General features: G+C 38.7%; 22 protein-coding genes and 1 tRNA gene. 9 read left to right on the top strand and 14 right to left on the bottom strand.

The window, feature by feature from the left end:
* The first annotated feature begins 199 nt into the window (after positions 1-199).
* The 3 genes from ACE1CA_RS23340 (at position 200) to ACE1CA_RS23350 (ending at position 1,466) form a co-directional block, all read left to right on the top strand.
* On the top strand, positions 200-721 hold the full coding sequence (locus tag ACE1CA_RS23340; protein WP_413277679.1) for a DUF2231 domain-containing protein: 522 nt from the start codon (positions 200-202) through the stop codon (positions 719-721).
* Between the two features lie 114 nt (positions 722-835).
* Complete coding sequence (locus ACE1CA_RS23345; RefSeq protein ID WP_413277680.1) at positions 836-1,255, top strand: ribosomal maturation YjgA family protein; 420 nt, start codon at positions 836-838, stop codon at positions 1,253-1,255.
* Entirely contained in the window at positions 1,239-1,466 is a 228-nt protein-coding gene (locus tag ACE1CA_RS23350; protein WP_413277681.1) for a DUF167 domain-containing protein, read from the top strand. Before ACE1CA_RS23345 ends, ACE1CA_RS23350 begins: the two co-directional genes overlap by 17 nt.
* 12 nt (positions 1,467-1,478) lie before the next feature.
* On the opposite strand, the gene ACE1CA_RS23355 is transcribed toward ACE1CA_RS23350, so the two are convergent.
* Complete coding sequence (locus tag ACE1CA_RS23355) at positions 1,479-2,084, bottom strand: glutathione S-transferase family protein (protein WP_413277682.1); 606 nt, start codon at positions 2,082-2,084, stop codon at positions 1,479-1,481.
* A 19-nt stretch (positions 2,085-2,103) separates the two neighbouring features.
* Between ACE1CA_RS23355 and ACE1CA_RS23360 the strand changes: the two genes are divergently transcribed.
* On the top strand, positions 2,104-2,772 hold the full coding sequence (locus ACE1CA_RS23360) for an SOS response-associated peptidase (protein WP_413277683.1): 669 nt from the start codon (positions 2,104-2,106) through the stop codon (positions 2,770-2,772).
* On the opposite strand, the gene ACE1CA_RS23365 is transcribed toward ACE1CA_RS23360, so the two are convergent.
* Positions 2,765-3,325 (bottom strand): zinc ribbon domain-containing protein, encoded by a 561-nt coding sequence (locus ACE1CA_RS23365; RefSeq protein ID WP_413277684.1) that lies wholly within the window; start codon positions 3,323-3,325, stop codon positions 2,765-2,767. The two genes, ACE1CA_RS23360 and ACE1CA_RS23365, sit on opposite strands and share 8 nt — an antisense overlap.
* A gap of 325 nt (positions 3,326-3,650) precedes the next feature.
* Here ACE1CA_RS23365 and ACE1CA_RS23370 point away from each other — a divergent pair, with 325 nt between their 5' ends.
* On the top strand, positions 3,651-3,932 hold the full coding sequence (locus tag ACE1CA_RS23370) for a YiaA/YiaB family inner membrane protein (RefSeq protein WP_413277685.1): 282 nt from the start codon (positions 3,651-3,653) through the stop codon (positions 3,930-3,932).
* An 85-nt stretch (positions 3,933-4,017) separates the two neighbouring features.
* On the opposite strand, the gene ACE1CA_RS23375 is transcribed toward ACE1CA_RS23370, so the two are convergent.
* The 11 genes from ACE1CA_RS23375 to ACE1CA_RS23425 form a co-directional block, all read right to left on the bottom strand.
* Positions 4,018-5,157 carry a nucleotidyltransferase domain-containing protein gene (locus tag ACE1CA_RS23375; RefSeq protein WP_413277686.1) on the bottom strand — a complete coding sequence of 380 codons (1,140 nt, stop codon included), beginning with the start codon at positions 5,155-5,157 and terminating at the stop codon, positions 4,018-4,020.
* A 6-nt stretch (positions 5,158-5,163) separates the two neighbouring features.
* Positions 5,164-6,990 (bottom strand): ABC transporter ATP-binding protein, encoded by a 1,827-nt coding sequence (locus tag ACE1CA_RS23380; RefSeq protein WP_413277687.1) that lies wholly within the window; start codon positions 6,988-6,990, stop codon positions 5,164-5,166.
* Between the two features lie 140 nt (positions 6,991-7,130).
* A complete protein-coding gene (locus tag ACE1CA_RS23385; RefSeq protein WP_413277688.1) occupies positions 7,131-8,279 on the bottom strand; it encodes a 50S ribosomal protein L11 methyltransferase in 1,149 nt (382 codons plus the stop codon).
* Complete coding sequence (locus ACE1CA_RS23390) at positions 8,272-9,267, bottom strand: phosphoenolpyruvate carboxykinase (ATP) (RefSeq protein ID WP_413277689.1); 996 nt, start codon at positions 9,265-9,267, stop codon at positions 8,272-8,274. The genes ACE1CA_RS23385 and ACE1CA_RS23390 overlap by 8 nt, the downstream gene beginning before the upstream one ends.
* A 42-nt stretch (positions 9,268-9,309) precedes the next feature.
* A complete protein-coding gene (locus tag ACE1CA_RS23395; protein WP_413277690.1) occupies positions 9,310-9,474 on the bottom strand; it encodes a lasso RiPP family leader peptide-containing protein in 165 nt (54 codons plus the stop codon).
* On the bottom strand, positions 9,461-11,299 hold the full coding sequence (locus tag ACE1CA_RS23400) for an asparagine synthase-related protein (RefSeq protein WP_413277691.1): 1,839 nt from the start codon (positions 11,297-11,299) through the stop codon (positions 9,461-9,463). Before ACE1CA_RS23400 ends, ACE1CA_RS23395 begins: the two co-directional genes overlap by 14 nt.
* The gene (locus tag ACE1CA_RS23405) at positions 11,299-11,763 is read right to left on the bottom strand and encodes a lasso peptide biosynthesis B2 protein (protein WP_413277692.1); all 465 of its coding nucleotides are present in this window, start codon (positions 11,761-11,763) and stop codon (positions 11,299-11,301) included. Before ACE1CA_RS23405 ends, ACE1CA_RS23400 begins: the two co-directional genes overlap by 1 nt.
* Positions 11,750-12,031, bottom strand: a complete 282-nt coding sequence (locus tag ACE1CA_RS23410; RefSeq protein WP_413277693.1) for a PqqD family protein — start codon at positions 12,029-12,031, stop codon at positions 11,750-11,752. Before ACE1CA_RS23410 ends, ACE1CA_RS23405 begins: the two co-directional genes overlap by 14 nt.
* A gap of 280 nt (positions 12,032-12,311) precedes the next feature.
* A complete protein-coding gene (locus tag ACE1CA_RS23415) occupies positions 12,312-12,764 on the bottom strand; it encodes a ferredoxin (protein WP_413277694.1) in 453 nt (150 codons plus the stop codon).
* Positions 12,764-13,150 (bottom strand): DUF1257 domain-containing protein, encoded by a 387-nt coding sequence (locus ACE1CA_RS23420; protein ID WP_413266590.1) that lies wholly within the window; start codon positions 13,148-13,150, stop codon positions 12,764-12,766. Before ACE1CA_RS23420 ends, ACE1CA_RS23415 begins: the two co-directional genes overlap by 1 nt.
* Before the next feature lie 44 nt (positions 13,151-13,194).
* Complete coding sequence (locus tag ACE1CA_RS23425; RefSeq protein ID WP_413273462.1) at positions 13,195-13,404, bottom strand: DUF2997 domain-containing protein; 210 nt, start codon at positions 13,402-13,404, stop codon at positions 13,195-13,197.
* 26 nt (positions 13,405-13,430) lie between these two features.
* Here ACE1CA_RS23425 and ACE1CA_RS23430 point away from each other — a divergent pair, with 26 nt between their 5' ends.
* Complete coding sequence (locus ACE1CA_RS23430; protein ID WP_413277695.1) at positions 13,431-13,592, top strand: hypothetical protein; 162 nt, start codon at positions 13,431-13,433, stop codon at positions 13,590-13,592.
* A 290-nt stretch (positions 13,593-13,882) separates the two neighbouring features.
* The gene (bioU, locus tag ACE1CA_RS23435; RefSeq protein ID WP_413277696.1) at positions 13,883-14,887 is read left to right on the top strand and encodes a (S)-8-amino-7-oxononanoate synthase BioU; all 1,005 of its coding nucleotides are present in this window, start codon (positions 13,883-13,885) and stop codon (positions 14,885-14,887) included.
* 43 nt (positions 14,888-14,930) lie between these two features.
* Here the strand turns inward: bioU and ACE1CA_RS23440 are convergent, their stop codons facing one another.
* Positions 14,931-15,539 carry a metal-binding protein gene (locus ACE1CA_RS23440; protein ID WP_413277697.1) on the bottom strand — a complete coding sequence of 203 codons (609 nt, stop codon included), beginning with the start codon at positions 15,537-15,539 and terminating at the stop codon, positions 14,931-14,933.
* A 41-nt stretch (positions 15,540-15,580) separates the two neighbouring features.
* Here ACE1CA_RS23440 and ACE1CA_RS23445 point away from each other — a divergent pair.
* Together ACE1CA_RS23445 and ACE1CA_RS23450 are read left to right on the top strand one after the other, a co-directional pair.
* Positions 15,581-15,653 (top strand) — tRNA-Val (locus tag ACE1CA_RS23445).
* Between the two features lie 305 nt (positions 15,654-15,958).
* A complete protein-coding gene (locus ACE1CA_RS23450) occupies positions 15,959-16,387 on the top strand; it encodes a hypothetical protein (RefSeq protein ID WP_413277698.1) in 429 nt (142 codons plus the stop codon).
* Positions 16,388-16,422 lie beyond the last annotated feature (35 nt).

Consider the following 16,422-nt stretch of genomic DNA (forward strand, 5'->3'; position numbering starts at 1 on the left):
GGGATAGATACGCTTTGTTTACTACTGATATAAATTAAATTTGTAGGATTCTCTGTGAATAATAGTATAATAACCTAAGAAAGATAATCCTCAGAAAATTTGCAACTGAGATATGTTGTCTTGCCAAAGCAATTTCTGATAGTCAAAGTTTTGACTGTCAAAAAACTAAATTAGGCGAACCAAACAACTTAAGAGGAATATGACACAAACTCCAAATCTTCCCCCATTAATTGAAAGCCATCAATCAGAATATCAAGATAGCGGTGTCACTAGTACAGTAGCGATCGCAGGACATCCCATTCACCCCGCAATTGTTACTTTACCAATTGCCTTTTTGGTTGCTGCACCAGTCTGCGATCTACTCTATTTTTGGACAAAAGATTTGTTTTGGGCAAGAGGCGCTTTCTGGTTAATAGTTGCTGGAATAGTAACTGGTTTATTAGCAGCAGCTACCGGATTAATGGACTTTTTGGGCATAGAAAGAGTCCGCAAACGTACCGCAGGTTGGGCACACATGATCCTCAATGTTGCAGCTTTAACCCTAACAATTGTTAACTTAGTATTGCGTTGGGGAAAAATCGCTGGCGCAATTGTACCCACAGGATTAATTATCTCGATTATTGTGGCATTGCTTCTCGGTCTTTCTGGTTGGTATGGTGGTGAATTAGTATATCGACACAAAATAGCTGTCATTGGCTATACCGATCGCAATCAATCATAATAAAACCCAAACTTCTCACCAGTACAATTTGCCTCTCAAAAAACTTACCTATCTGAGAGATAATTTAGCTCAGATAGGTTTTTGTGTATCTAGATTCACTTGTAGAGGTAAAAATTGAGTCACAACAAAAGCAAAATTCGTAAATTAACTCTAATTTCACTACTAATTGTTACACCACTCGGATTTTTAACTAAATTTTATCACGGCCCCGCTCAATCCTGGATCGACAATTATGCTGGCGATATTCTTTACCAAATCTTTTGGTGTTTAATACTCTTTCTCTTCTTTCCTACTTATCCAGCAATCAAACAAATTCCCATTTGGGTTTTTATTTTTAATAGTATAATAGAATTTTTGCAACTTTGGAAACCACCATTTTTAGAAGGATTTCGTTATACATTTTGGGGAAGAATGACGCTAGGAACTCACTTTGATTGGCAAGACCTTGTTTATTATTTAATAGGTTGTTTCTTCGGTTGGTTCTGGTTGCGTCAACTTTGGCGAAAAGGAAAAGAGCATGAAAAAACAAGTTAAAGTTAAACCCAATTCTAAACAGCAAAATATTCAAGAAGAAGCCGACGGTAGTTTAATTGTACATTTAAAATCACCACCAGTTGACGGCAAAGCAAATGAAGAGTTGATTAAACTATTAGCAGAAAAGTTTAACGTTTCCAAATCTCAAATTACTATTAAATCAGGTTTATCCTCCAGAACAAAATTAGTAGAAATAGACACTGATGTTTAAAGATAATTTTTGCTATACTTGTTGTGTGATGCTAATATGTTTTGGCTGGGCTTGTACTCGCTTTATCCAAGCTTGAATAGCCGGAAATTTCGATAAATCAAAACCTCCTTCATCAGCCACATGAGTATAAGCAAACAAAGCAATATCAGCAATAGTATAACGATCGCCAACAAAAAATTGATGCTCAGTTAAATGCTGTTCCATTACTTTTAATGCAGCCACACCCCCGGCTCTTTTTTGGTTGAGTGCCTCCCGGTTTTCTTCCGCTTTTCCAGTAGTAATCCAAAATCGAGAAGTGGCAATATAAGGTTCGTGGCTGTACTGTTCAAAAAATAACCATTGCAGCACTTGTGCCTTTTCAAAAGAGTCTGTTGGCAAAAAATCTGTTCCCTCGCTCAAATAAAAAAGGATGGCATTTGATTCCGCTAAAAATTTCCCAGTCTCAATTTCTAAAACTGGAGTTCTCCCATTAGGATTTTTAAGTAAAAACTCAGGAGTTCGACTTTCCCCTTTCAGAATATTAACTTCTATTCTTTGAAAAGGGATATTTAATTGAGTTAACAAAAGCCTGAGTTTGTAGCAGTTACCAGAAGCAAAAAATTCGTATAATTTATACATCAGCAATCCTCCAAATTTTATGTGTGGCAGATACAGTTTTACCCAAGTAGCAGAAGCTATAGCTGACAAGTTTCAAGTTAAAGAAGTTCCTGAAATTTCTCCTAGATACAACATCGCACCAACTCAACAAATAGCAACAGTTTTAGTAAATTCGGAAAGTTCAGAACGTCAGTTTAAAATGTTGCGTTGGGGTTTAATTCCCAGTTGGGCAAAAGATGCGAAAATGGGCGCAAAACTAATTAATGCTAGAGGCGAAACAGTTGCCGAAAAACCTGCTTTTCGTGCTGCTTTTAAAAAGCGTCGCTGTTTAATTTTGGCTGATGGTTTTTATGAATGGCATACTCAAGATGGGGAAAAACAACCCTTTTATTTTCGCTTAGAAAATGGCGAACCTTTTGCTTTTGCGGGTTTGTGGGAACATTGGGAAAAAGGGGAGGGTGAGTCGATCGAATCTTGTACAATTATTACCACAGAAGCCAATGAATTAATGCGTCCTGTTCATGACAGAATGCCAGTAATTATTGATTCTAAAAATTACGAACAATGGTTAGATCCAGAAGTTAAGAAAACTGAATTGTTACAATCGTTGCTGCAACCCTACCCTACAGAAGAAATGACCGCTTTTCCTGTTAGTACAAAAGTGAATAGCCCGAAAAACGATCGCCCTGAATGTATCCAACCTATCTAAGTTGATGACCGCATCGCCCACAAAATTTATCTTGTTCAGTTATTGGATTACCACATTGAGTGCAAAAACCACCTTTTGCTGGCGTTCCTGTGGCGATCGACGGCATTTTTAACTCCATACTTCCCATTCGCATTTGCATTGTGGGCGACATTTGCATTTCCATATTTCCCATTCGCATCGGTTCCATTGGTTTCATTGGTTCCATTGCTTGTATCGGTGGCATGGGAGGCATTGCCGATATGGGATTTTTTTCTGTTTGTTGTAGGGGAATATTTTCTGCATTACTCAAAGAAGGAGTTTCATTTAGAGTACTCATTCCATTAGTTTGTAGACTTACAAAATGATTACCTGATTGAGTTTCAATTTGCAAAATTGCCCCAGATGCAGTGCGAAACAAAGCTGGCGGTTTTACCCAAGAACCTGTGGTAAAACTGTTGCTTTGACTTTGTTGTTGTCCTGGACTGCTGCTAAAAAGCGTGACGATCGTTTGCGTTCCCTGATTCTCAACGTAAACCTGTTGTCCACTACCCAGGTTGCCTAAGTAAGTATTCATATTTGCAAGCAAAATACTGATTAATATTATATAGTTTAAAGCATTTTTCTACTTAATTCCTTAGCCCTATTTCTTTACAAAAATACATTATTTGAAATAACTAATAATGTTGCTAAATAACATATTTCTGTGCCAGTTGTGAAAGTGTCTCCATTTTTAGCAACAAACTCACTGATAAAATCCGAATTTACAACTAACAAACATTAATTTGTTGCACCCAGTTAATAAACTGTCACTTACTGCCCATTAGCGATAAAAAGTAAATAGAAAATTGTAACATAAAGCAAATCAACAAATAGTTTCCTCCTCCCTTAAGGTGATATTTATGAAACAATCAATTCATAATCAAAAAGATACTACAGCTTGGATTATTCAAGTTTGGCTCTCTTTTATTCTTTCCGTTTCTGCCACCTCCGTCGGGATATTTTATCTACCTGTAGATGGTTGGGTAAAAGGTTATATGGGAATGGGTTTACTTTTTTCAATTGGTTCTACTTTTACTTTAGCTAAAACCGTTAGAGATAATCATGAAGCGACAAAACTAACAGCTAGAATTGACGAAGCAAGAGTCGAAAAAATTTTAACTGAACATCATCCTTTGAAGTAATTATAGGGAACTGGGGATTGGGGATTGGGGATTGGGGACTGGGAAATTAATTTTAATATTAGTTTCTCGATACCTATTATCCTAATTACCCAGATACTTTTCGGAAACCTCGTAACCAACGATAGGGGTAATAAAAAGGAATAAGTAAAGGATGGGAAATTTGGTAACGATGCTGCATATAGGCGCGACTAGGAAATAGTGTATCCCAAGCGATATGTAAACGAGTCAACCAATCTTTTGCACCTGCTAAATCATCAAATAAACGTAAAACCATTGTTTGATTTTGCCAAGAATAGGCTCTAACTTCTTCCCAAGATGGTTTTAAAATAGCTAATTGCGATCGCACATTTCCCGGAATTTCCGCTTTCCATTCATCAGCTACTCGCAGCAAAATTTGTTGAACTGATAATACTAATTTGTAATTTTGGGCTTTGGTAATCACTAAATCCCAATCTATTTCTGTGGGGGAAAAAGCGATCGCCTCAGCAATATCATGCAACCAAAGTAAACTATTTCCTCCATGATGTAACATTAAATGAGCGCATAGATAAACAATTTGTGCTTCATTACCTAAAATAAAAGCTGGAGAATCACTAATTTTAGTTAGTATTGCCGTTTCCCAAAACCAATCAGTTAAAAAAGTCCGTTGATAATAAACCGGACTAACTAATTTCCAATGTAAATCTAAATTAACATTTACTAATCCCTGCTTACAATGAATTTCCTCATTGCGAAACTCTTCATTAAACCCAGATTGCATTTCCACACCTGCAAGCTGATAACCCAAATTTGCTAGAACTTCTCTCACAATTGCTAAATCTTCTGGGTGAATTAGTAAATCCAAATCTACCATCTGTCTAACAGCAATATCACGATATACTTTTTCTGCTAAAGCTGCACCTTTAAGGACAATTACATCTACTCCAACATCTGCCAATCTTTGCAACACCTTACCCAAATCTCGTAGCAACAAAGTATTGCGACAAGCATTTTGATAATAGGCATTGCGCCATTCTACTTGTACATTTTCTGGCAACCAATCTTCGTTTCGCAAAATTCGATAAAGCAAGGGAGTCAAAGCTTCAATATATACAAATTCGCATAAATTATCCCAATCTAAATCACTATTTTTCGCTATTTCTTGCGCCACTTTTAACGCTGTTTTATCCCATCTTCCCCGTAAAATTAAGGTTATTAATGATTGGTTTTCTTTTAGGTTGTTCATTAACTTTTAGTTTACCTGCATTTGAGTTTTCCACGATCGAGCATAACGACTATTAAGAGCTAATAAATCATCGTGGCACCCCGATTCTACAATTTCACCATCTGACATAACATGAATGATATCAGCACGTCTAGCAATAGTAAAACGATGAGTGATTATAATAGCTGTTCTCCCTTTAGCTAAGTGACAAAATCGCTCTAACCAATCTGCTTCAGCCCAAGAATCCATTGCGCTAGTTGGTTCATCTAAAATAATTAAAGGAGCTTGACGCAAAAAAGCCCTTGCTAAAGCTATTCTTTGCCATTCACCACCGCTAAGTTCCACGCCACCTGTAAATAATTTACCCAAAAGTGTATTGTAATTATCAGGTAAACGAGCAATTATTTCTGTTGCTCCCGCAGCTTCAGCAGCATTAGTTATTTCTGGCAATTTGGCAGTAGCTAATAAGTCACCAAGAGCTATATTTTCAGCAACAGAAGTATTATAATCAACTGGTTGTTGAAATAAAACAGTAATCAATCTTCGTAGGTTTTGAATTGGCAAATCACGTAAGTCAATGCCATCCCAAGTTATTTTTCCTTGTTGCGGATCGTACAAGCGACAAAGCAATTTAAGCAAGGTACTTTTACCCGCGCCATTTGCGCCGACAATGGCTATAATTTTGCCTGCTGGAATAGTTAAATTAAAGTTTTCTAAAGCGGCTTTGTTGCTACCTGGATAACAGAAAGAAACGTTTTCAAAATTAATTCCTTGAGTTAAGTTTGTTGGTGTTAAATTTGGTGTTTGCGGATCTATGATTTGGGGGAATAATTCTAAAAACTCAAAAAGATTGCCTAAAAATAGCATATTACTGTAAACTTGACCTAAGTTTTGGAGCAAACTTCGCATCAATGTTTGACCTTGGTTAAAAGCTTGGTAAAATAATGCTAAATCTCCTAAAGTTACCCGTTTTTGTAAAACTTGCCATACCATCCAAGTTAAGGCAAAGGCGGTAATGGAAAGAGCGATCGCACCTGCACCCAAATTCGCCAAACTCTCATTCTTCGCCAACTTAACTTTTTCTGTACGTAACTTGCGCCGCAAACTCTGATAAGCAGATCGAAAATAATCGCCTAATTCAAAAATTCTTAATTCTGCTGCCGATTCTTTTTCTGTGAGTAACCAATGGTAATACCAGCTACGTCTTTCATCAGCTGTTGCTTTTAACCACCAATCATAATTTTGTTTACTGTAATTTAAAATTACCAAAAAAGCGGGTAAAGTACTAATTAATAATGCCGCAGGTATCCAAATACCAAATTGGGTTAAAACTGCTGCCATTGCGATTAAAGTAATGCTATTTTGTACTAAACTTCCGCTATTTTCTAACAAGGCTGTTGGACGAAAAAGCGCATCTTGTCCGGCGCGATGTAGGCGATCGTAATATTCCGCTGACTCATAAAAAGCAAAATCCACTGACATTGCCTTTTTATGAATTAAACCACTAATATAATCCTTAACTAATTCTGATTGAACTGTACGCACCCAAGTTAAGAAACTTCCCAATATTTGAGTTAATAATAAAACTCCTCCCATTAAAACAACTAAAATTAAAATTGGAATCACCTTTTCCCTAGAAATGCCCACATTTAAAGTAACTACCAACCTATCAACTATTTGCTGAGTTAAATAAACTGTAGCAACTGGTAATAAACCCTGAATAATTAGCAAAATTGCCCAAATAACAGTCCATTTTTTCGCAGCTTGCCAAACTAAATCAAAAGCTTTTACTAAATAAGGAAGCTGATTCAAACCATTTTTTAATTTCTGCTCTAAAAAAGTTAAATTTCTCATATTACAATATTAGGTTTGTTGTAACAACTTTTCAGATTTTGCAGTAGGGGAAGTAGAACCTCCCCATACTCGTTCCCAGGTTCAACCTGGGAACGAGAAACAGAGGCTCCGCCTCTTGGTACAAGATCTGAGTAAAAATATTATTTACTATATTTCTGAGCCAGATTTCCCACTCTAGTTAAAGCATCTTGCCAATTAGGGAAGCAAGTAGGAAATTTCTCCTGAATTTGAGTGGCGATATCACCCAACATTATACCGTTGCTCATTAATTCTAAAATTAAGCGATCGATCTGTCCATCTTCATTCAAACTCGGTAAATAAGCAGAACTACTCTTACGCAATTTTACTGGAGAAAGCGGCGTTGCGAAAAAAGTTGATTGCTGAAAATTCGCCTTAACTTGACTTAAATCACCCTGATGTAAAATGCAAGTATTCCATTGCCAAATATAATCATTACCAACTAAATTAGCTTGCAAATTTACCGAAATTTTATCACCAACTGCTAAAAAAACAGGCTTTAACCAAGGAAGAAAACCATTACCATAAACAAGTTCTGGCATCCCAGGCGCAGTAGAAAAACCGCTCCCTTCTGCCAATATTGCATCAAACCAAATACTTACTCCATAACCAGTTCCACTCCGCGCTACAGTCCAACTTAATTCGGCTCTAACATCAGGATTTTCTATAGTAGGATAATCTAAGATCGCCCAATATTGCGGCATAGTTAAAAGTTGCGCTGGTGCTATCCAACCTTTACCCCAATTATTAACTACAATTTGTCGTGCCGCTGTCATATTTAAACCACAAATATTGTGTTCCCAAACATTGACGATGCGATCGTACAAATGCGGCACTTCCACTACTGCTGCCCACAAGATATCACGCTGCGGAATTAGAATACCATCCTCAGTAAGCAACCGCTTTCTGGCATCAATAATTGTTGGAATATGTTGCCCAAATAATGGCAACATTCCGCGAATATCGGAAACAATTACATCAGCAAGTTCGGGAATTTTTACGTTATTTGAAACATCTTGAATAAAAATAATGCGATCGCCATTTCCATTTTTTCTGGCAATTTCTTTTGCTACTTGGATAGCATCGCTAGGTTCGATCGCGTAAACTTTCCTCGCCCCAAACTGACAGGCAAGCAACGCAAAAATTCCCGTACCAGTTCCGATATCTACTACTATAGAATCAGGTTTTACTGTTTGACGCAGCGCTTTAACATAAGCATCCATGCGCCCTTTGTCAGCAATCATGCTGCCATATCCAGAAATGCTATACATTATTACTTAATTTGTGAAAATCCTCTAAAATTACATCACATAGTTTAGAAATATTTTCTGAATCTGCATGAGGTGTGACTCTTCGCAAAGGAACTTTAGCTAATACCCGACTCAACAAATCGAATTCAGTAGCACGCATTTTTTTATCTAACAAATTGTTAGCGTAGGTGTTAGAAATTAAGCTAATTAAACCATTGTTACTGGGTATTCTTTCCAAGAAAGGGGCTGATGGGGAAGTAGTGCGATCGCTCAAAATATAAATAACACCTAAAGGTAAAGGTAACTCCTGAAATTTATATTTTGGTTGAGTAAGATCTAGAAACCGTTTATCCCAATTTGGTGTCAAACAAGGCAAAGCATCCTCTTCACCGTACAAAGCTTTTACCGATGTAGGCCACAATCTTAAACGGGGATAAGCAGGTTGTACTAAAAAGTGATTATCCCTCTCTAAAATTGGGACAATATCATCAGATAATATAGCAAAACCAGCTTGAGCAAAAGCTGCCGCTGTGGTAGATTTTCCCGCACCTGCTGGGCCAAGAATTGCGATCGATTTATCCTCTATTGCCACAGCAGAAGCGTGTAAACAAACAACGCCTCGCAACCGCAATACAAAGCCAAAAATTGGCCCCAGCAAATATGTAACAGTATCTTCTAAGGTCAAATTGTTAGGCCAATTAGCCCAAATTTGAGTACCTTTTCGATCGATAATAAACTCAGTGCGATCGCCATATTCCCACCGCCAATAATCGCCATTTTCTAGTTGCCAAATTGTTACCAGAGGGCGATCGTTTTCATCTTTATAACGACTCACCCACCAGATTTTTTGCTTTAACTCAATATTTGTCTGTAAAGCAGGAGGAAATTCATTAAAACTTACCTGTACGTCTACTTTCGATACACTTGGTAAAACTATTAAGCCTGGTATGGCTAAATTAGAATTTAGATAGAGGCCGAAAATAGAATAAAAAAATGGTGCAGGTGTCATGTTTTAATGTAATTAGCCTCCAGCTTGCAGCAATTACGACGATTAAGCTACTGACTTATTTTGATTAGGAAGAGTGGGAGGCTGAGAAGGATTATCACCTATAGAAGTAGGAATACTTTGACCTCTCGTTAGTTCCCGAATATCACCATAAACGAATAATTTGGGGCTTTGATATGGTGTTTTAGATAATTTGTTAGGGGAGTGCATAGTATTGTTCCTTTACTATTTTATAACTGTGTTCTAACCAATAGTTGAGATTCAATGGTTGCAAATTAATGCAAACTTCATTAATATCTTGTTCTGTTCCAGAAAGTAGGGGTATCGCATTTCGATCGACATATTTAGCCAAGTTTGGTACAGGTGTAAAACGATCGATCCCTGACGACTTAGCTTGCTGCAAAAGTGCAGTTATCGGATTACCCAACATTGGGGTTTTCGGACGCTGACGCACCAACTCCGGTAAAATGCCTCTCATTGCCACCCGCATTAGTTCTTTATGTAAGCACCAAGGCACTGGTGGAATTGCCAATAAGTAATTTACCAGACGCAGGTCAAAAAAGGGATACCGTACTTCCACAGGCAAACCTGTTACTCCTGAATCGTAATTTTCAAACAGACAAGGCCAACCTGAACTGGTAAGCTGTTGATATGCCTCTGGTCGAATTGGATGAATTAGCGGTTTTTCCCGATAAAACTGTTCCCATCTTCCAGGCAAGTCCAATTTAGCGGAAAAATCCGAGTTGATCCAGTTGGGATAAGCGGGTACTGGGGGACGAATACCTAACAATCGTTTCAAACGCGATCGCACTCCCGGTTGGGGTAATCTTTTATGAGAGACAACATACTCAACTGTATCTCTAATTAGGCGATCGAATTGCCAGTTTTTCATTAGATAAGTAAAATAAAAATAAGCGCCCCAAGAAGCAAAAACTGGATCGCCCCCATTACCATCTAACAAAACTCGGCTATGGGTAGCAATTTGTTTGAAGCGATCGGCAACAATTGCTAACAAAGAAAAACTGCTAGGTTCGGGACGTTGTAACAATGGTTGCTCTACTTTTGCAAACAAAGTATAACTGTCAGCAGCCAAGTAGTGAATTGGAATTCCCAAAGTTTCTGCTACTAATCCCGAATAGTAACGTTCTCGATCTGGAATCAATTGATCGTAGATAACGGTGAACGCTCTTAAATCAAAATTATCACCTTTTTTACGAAAAAATTCGCAAGCTGTAGCCGCTATAGTTGTGGAGTCCATTCCTCCACTCATCGAGACAGCAATTTGATTTGTTCGCAGTCGGTCACTAACCGCTTTTTCCATTAATTCTTGAAAATTTTCTATGTAATCTTCTGCACGTTTATATCTAATAAAACCATCTGTAGGTAACGTCCAGTAACGTTTGATTTGAAGTCTTTCTCTTGACAAACTTAAATAATGTGATGGTGGTAAACGTTGGATATCGGCAAAAGTAGTTGTAGTAGGTTCTTGGTTATAACCAAATAGTAAAAAATCTGCGATCGCCAAATCATTCAACTCATCTGAAACATCAGGATGAATCCTCACACAATTCAGCGTATTACTAAAAATAAAACAATTCCCAACTTCTGCATAATAAAAAGGTTTCACCCCAAAATGATCTCTGGCGCAGAATAACTTTTGCTCTCTTTCATCCCAAATAGCAAAAGCAAAATCACCCAACAAATATTGAACGCAATCTTCCCCCCAAACAAGATAAGCACGCAAAATTAATTCCGCATCTGTTCCCGCATTAATCTTTAACTTTTCAATTAACTCCTCTCGCCCATCAATTCTCGCATCAGCAGTAATCCAAATCCCATCTAAATTAAAAGGTTGTTTCTCCTCTAAAGACTCTCTAGTAGTTTGCAACATTGTATGACCAAAACCAACATTACCATCTAACCAAATCTGTTGATAATCTGGCCCTCGATAGCTCATGAAATCGGTCATTTTCTGCAATAGATCGGGGTTAATTGGTTGACCATTTCGATTAATTATCCCGACAATACCGCTCATTATATTTTTACCTCGACTGGCAGAATTGCCTCAGCAAAAGGCGCAAAAAGTTGGTTAACATCGCTGCGATCGTTCAAAATACAACCCTGATATTCTACCCAAGCATGAGCTTCTAAAAGTTCTTCTTTTTTACGTACACCAATTCGCAATTCACTTTCCATACCTTGTTGTCGCAACAACCAGCAAAGCAGCAATGATTTTTGTAAACAATTAGGTTTATATATACCATATCTACTAGCAATTTCTACTAATTTTGCGATCGCCCTAGCTTCCTTAATTCCCTCCCTCGCTTGCACAACATATTTCCTGCGGTTAAGGTTAGCTATTTTCCCATAAAAGCTTCTAAACCCAAAACACTTTATTCCCAAAGCTACCAATGGCAGCAATAAAAATGCTTGTATCAGCAGCATTAGTTCTGACCAAGAAAGTTTTTTTAACTTACGCCAATTATTAACTGCTGACATTAATCAACCCATGCTGTATCAGTTGTTGAAGTAAATTATACAAATCACTTTCTAACTGTTCGGGAACTACATCATATTCTGATAATAAAGTTTGGTATGCAGATGCGATCGTCTCCGAAGTAGAAAGCACTTCCCACATTCGAGTTCCCACCTCATCCAAACCAAAATAACGTTCGCTCTTCAGGTTTAGAATCACCGACTCCCCATCTAATTCCCGAATTAAAACATCTTCTGGTACAGAAACTCGCATTTCAAAAGTAATACTCATTCGATTTTAGATTTTAGATTTTAGATTTTAGACTTTGACTATTGCCAAAAATATCTTATACCAAATTCCTCAAACTCAGATCTTGCACCACGAAGCAGAGCCTCGGTTTCTCGTTCCCAGGTTGAACCTGGGAACGAGGATCTGGGAGGTTCTACCTCCATTGCTGTAAAATCTGAGTTTAACCTTCTGCCTTTCTTCCCTTCTTCCTTCAACAAAAAAGGCTGTTCAAAACAGCCCTAATTTCTATAATTTGCAACCAAGAAAGCATGGAAAACCAAATTCAGTGCTTTTTTGACCTGCGCTTATGTTGACGGCTTCTGGCAGTAGCCATTACCGAATCTACTGGGAACCCAGGTATGGGAATTACCTGGTATTGGCGTTCTGCTTCCAGTTTTTTCAACTCTGTGTAGTCTACCCAGTGAATACAATCAACAGGACAGGTATCAATTGCTTCTTGAATTAACTCTTCCGAGTCGCCATCCTGCCGAACTACTCGCGATCGACCATAATCAGGTTCTATATAGAAGGTATTACGCGCAACGTGAGCGCAATGCTTACAACCAATGCAGGTAATCTCATCTACATAAACACCTTTTTGCCGGAGTGAACCACCAAGTTCTGGCTCAAAACCAGAGCGTTCGGGATCGTTTCTGAGAAAACCACCTAACTCTGGTTCTAGACCCGATCGAGCTACGCCGCCATTATCTCCTGATACGGGAGAAAAGTCGGACATTAGCCCCTCCAGCGTTGTACAACTAGGCGAATTGAACCATCTTCATTTTTTTGTTGTTCGGCAACTTGGAAACCTTGTTTAGCGGTTTCATTTAATACAGTTTGGAAAGCATAACGCTGAGTGATTTTATTTAAAAATCTATCTACAGTGATGGGTTGCTGCCAATACTGTAAGTCGGCAACTAATTCATATTCGTTGCCGTTCCATCTAAAGCCAATGTCGTAACCATTTTCCTGCTCGATCGCAATTTCAGCATTAATGGTTTGACCGCGATAACCGCGCACTGGACAAGGGCCAGATTTCCAATCAATCCCTAAGTCTGTCAAAGCAGTTTGCAGGGAGACAAGGTTACGGAGTTGAGTTTTGATTTGGCTAAAGTGTGACATAGTTTCTGATGATTAAAACAAAGTAAAATTTTTGAAAAAACAACTTACCATTCACTAAAAGTCGCTTGGGTTGTGGCTGCGTTTGATTGCTCTAATACTTGAGCAAAATACTCAGAAGTTTCCTCCTGACTAAGTACTTGTCCAAGTTGAGCTTCAATTGCAGCCGTAACCTCAGCACAGGAATTCCCTATGATGCCAGTAACTTTTTCTTTGACTCGCCCATCGGGATAGATGATAAACTCTAGTGTTTCCATGCTTTTGGTTGTCACCTATATACTCATTGAACTTAGCGATTCTCAAAAGTAAGAGCTACGCGGAAGCGCACTTAACAGTGCGATCGCAGCTTCTCGATCGAGATGCTAACAATTTTGTCTTTAATTCACTTTACCTAATGTGGCAAATCGAATCAAAGCGCAACACAACTTATTATTTACGCGATTAAGCCCTCAATTATTTGTCAGTTTCGCTTAACTTGCCCCAGCAGTCAAGATACCCCTGGACATAGCTACAAGCCTTACAAGCATTGATATATCTCATCACATCACAGCAGTCTTTTTTCCTATCCATGTTTTAGCCACTATATATAGTGTGTTTACTTCAGTCAAAACACTATATAAATGATAAGATTTGTAACATAGACAACTAAGATGGTATTAATAAACTTTTTCAATAACTCTGACTTTAGCTAAATCATTCCATAATTAAAGGTTGTCTTAAAATTTCAGGTTAAGAATGATGAATCTAACACAACTCACAAATCCCATTCCTGTAGGAGTGCTGGGTTTTGGAGGGTTAGGACAAGCAGCCGCTAGAATACTTGCGCCGAAGCAAGAAATGATTTGGGTAGCAGCTGCGGATAAAAAAGGTTATGCTTACGACGCTAGAGGCTTAAATCCCGATACTTGCATCACGACCTACCAAGCTCAAGGTTCTCTCGGCTACTTGGAAGCAGGCGGTACTTTAAGCAACAACAGCATTTCTGATTTAATCAGCCAAGCAGATGTAGAGGGGTACTTCCTCGCCTTACCTAATCTACCGAATACCTTTATGGCTTCTGTAGTCAAGGAAATCATTCAATCTGGTTGGCGTGGAGTTTTAGTTGATGCTCTCAAGCGTACCAGTGCCGTCGAACAAATGCTGCAATTAAGAGATAGTTTACAAGCAGCAGGGATTACTTACATGACTGGATGTGGTGCAACTCCAGGGTTATTAACCGCAGCAGCAGCTTTAGCAGCACAAAGTTATGCAGAGATTCATTCAGTAAAGATAACCTTTGGTGTGGGAATTGCTAATTGGGAAGCTTATCGGGCGACAATTCGGGAAGATATTGCCCATATCCCAGGTTACAGCGTAGAGAAAGCGGTAGCCATGAGCGATGCCGAAGTCGAAGCATTATTAGATAAAACAAACGGCATTTTAGCTCTGGAAAATATGGAACACGCTGATGATATCATGCTGGAATTGGCGGGAATTTGTCCGCGCGATCGCGTCACAGTCGGCGGAGTCGTCGATACCCGCAACCCGAAAAAACCCTTGAGCACCAACGTTCAAATAACTGGTAGAACCTTTGAAGGCAAAATTTCCACCCATACCTTCACTTTAGGCGATGAAACCAGCATGGCAGCCAATGTTTGTGGTCCCGCCTTCGGTTATCTAAAAGCTGGAATAGCCTTAAATCAAAGAGGTATTTACGGCTTATTCACCGCTGCGGAAATTATGCCTCAATTTGTCAAGTAGATCGGTACGTTGTTGCGCTTCAGCGCTAAAGCGCAACAACGTACTACGAACTGCTTCTTTTACTTCGTGTTCTTCGTGTCTTCGTGGTTTGTTTCCCTGTTGTTTGGTTGGGGAGTTTAGTAGTCGATCGCTTTTGTACTCTAGCTTTACCACTTTTGAGGCGTTTGATAGCTGAACCACTCCAATCAGATAAAGAATGGCTCATTGCTCCTAATTCTAATCCCACAAGTAAAGCGATTCCTTCAGCTTTATGTTGTGTTACAGAGGTTAAGGCTAATTTAGTGCTAGTTTTCCAATCAGTAGTTTCCACTCCCAACAAATCAGCAATTAAGATTACCATTCCGCCTAAGATGACGATCCAAAGGGTGAGGTAGAGCGATCGCAACGCCGTCCCAATAATCGGTCCATGTGATAAAAATGACCTATGGCGCAGACTTTTTTGATAAGGAATCCATATCCAGCGCAAAAAGCCCCAACGCTGGTATTGACGCGAGTAAATATCTAAATCTGGCCCAAACATCAGCCCGCCAAACAAAAAACCCCCGGAGACTAGCAAGGTGAGAGAACCACTTTGGGTCTGTCCGAACGTCAGAACAGCCACTACAGGTAAAATCCATAAAGTTATGCGATCGTGCGTCCTACCACTTGGCATTTTTTTGAATGTCTGTTATATTGGATAAGCGTGAGAAACACGGGCGGTTAGCTCAGTTGGTAGAGCGCTTGCCTTACAAGCAAGATGTCACTGGTTCGAGTCCAGTACTGCCCATACAATACATGAAAAATAGGTACGGATTGGCACAAAAATCTGTACCTTTTTTTATATAGATTGAGTTTAAATGATTTAGTCCGCGAAGGCGGACTTCGTTTGTGTAGATGCGGTTTCAACCGCCCAATCTTCTCGTCTAACTCACAAGTTTTTTAATGGGGAGATTAGCGATCGCAATTTTCAATTAACTGCCAAATTAATTCTTAATAATTTCTGTAATTTATTCTGCGAGAGTGCGATCGAGTTGTCAAACGTTAAATGGATCGGCTAAAAATAAATTAAAATCTATCTTTGAGTAGTAACCGATGGAACCTGTATCCTTGACGGCTGGCGCGATCGCATCTTTGGCTTTTGCCAAGGTATTTGAAACTACTATAGAAAAGTTTACAGAAAAGGCTTTGGAAAAAATCGATCGCCTGCGTGAGAAAATTTGGAATAAGTTGCGAGGTACAAAAGCAGAAAGCGCATTGGCGGAGGTTGAAAAAGGTTCAAAAGTAGATTTAGATAAGGTTGCTCTTTATTTACAAGTGGTGATGACTGAAGAACCGGAGTTTGCTAAAGAAATAGAAACTCTGGCGAAAGAGATTCAGCAAGAAATTAATATCGAAAATCAGAAAGGTCAAAATATTCAGAATGTTTATGGTGGAGAAGCTGAACAAAATAATGCAATTGGTACTAATGCGCCAGTGATTCAAGGTGGCAGCGGTCATAATATAACATTCAACCAATACTGACAGCGATCGTCGGGAAGGGAACCGATAAAGTTAAA

The sequence above is a fragment of the Floridaenema evergladense BLCC-F167 genome, assembly GCF_041929205.2.
Taxonomy (GTDB): Bacteria; Cyanobacteriota; Cyanobacteriia; order Cyanobacteriales; family Aerosakkonemataceae; genus Floridanema; species Floridanema evergladense.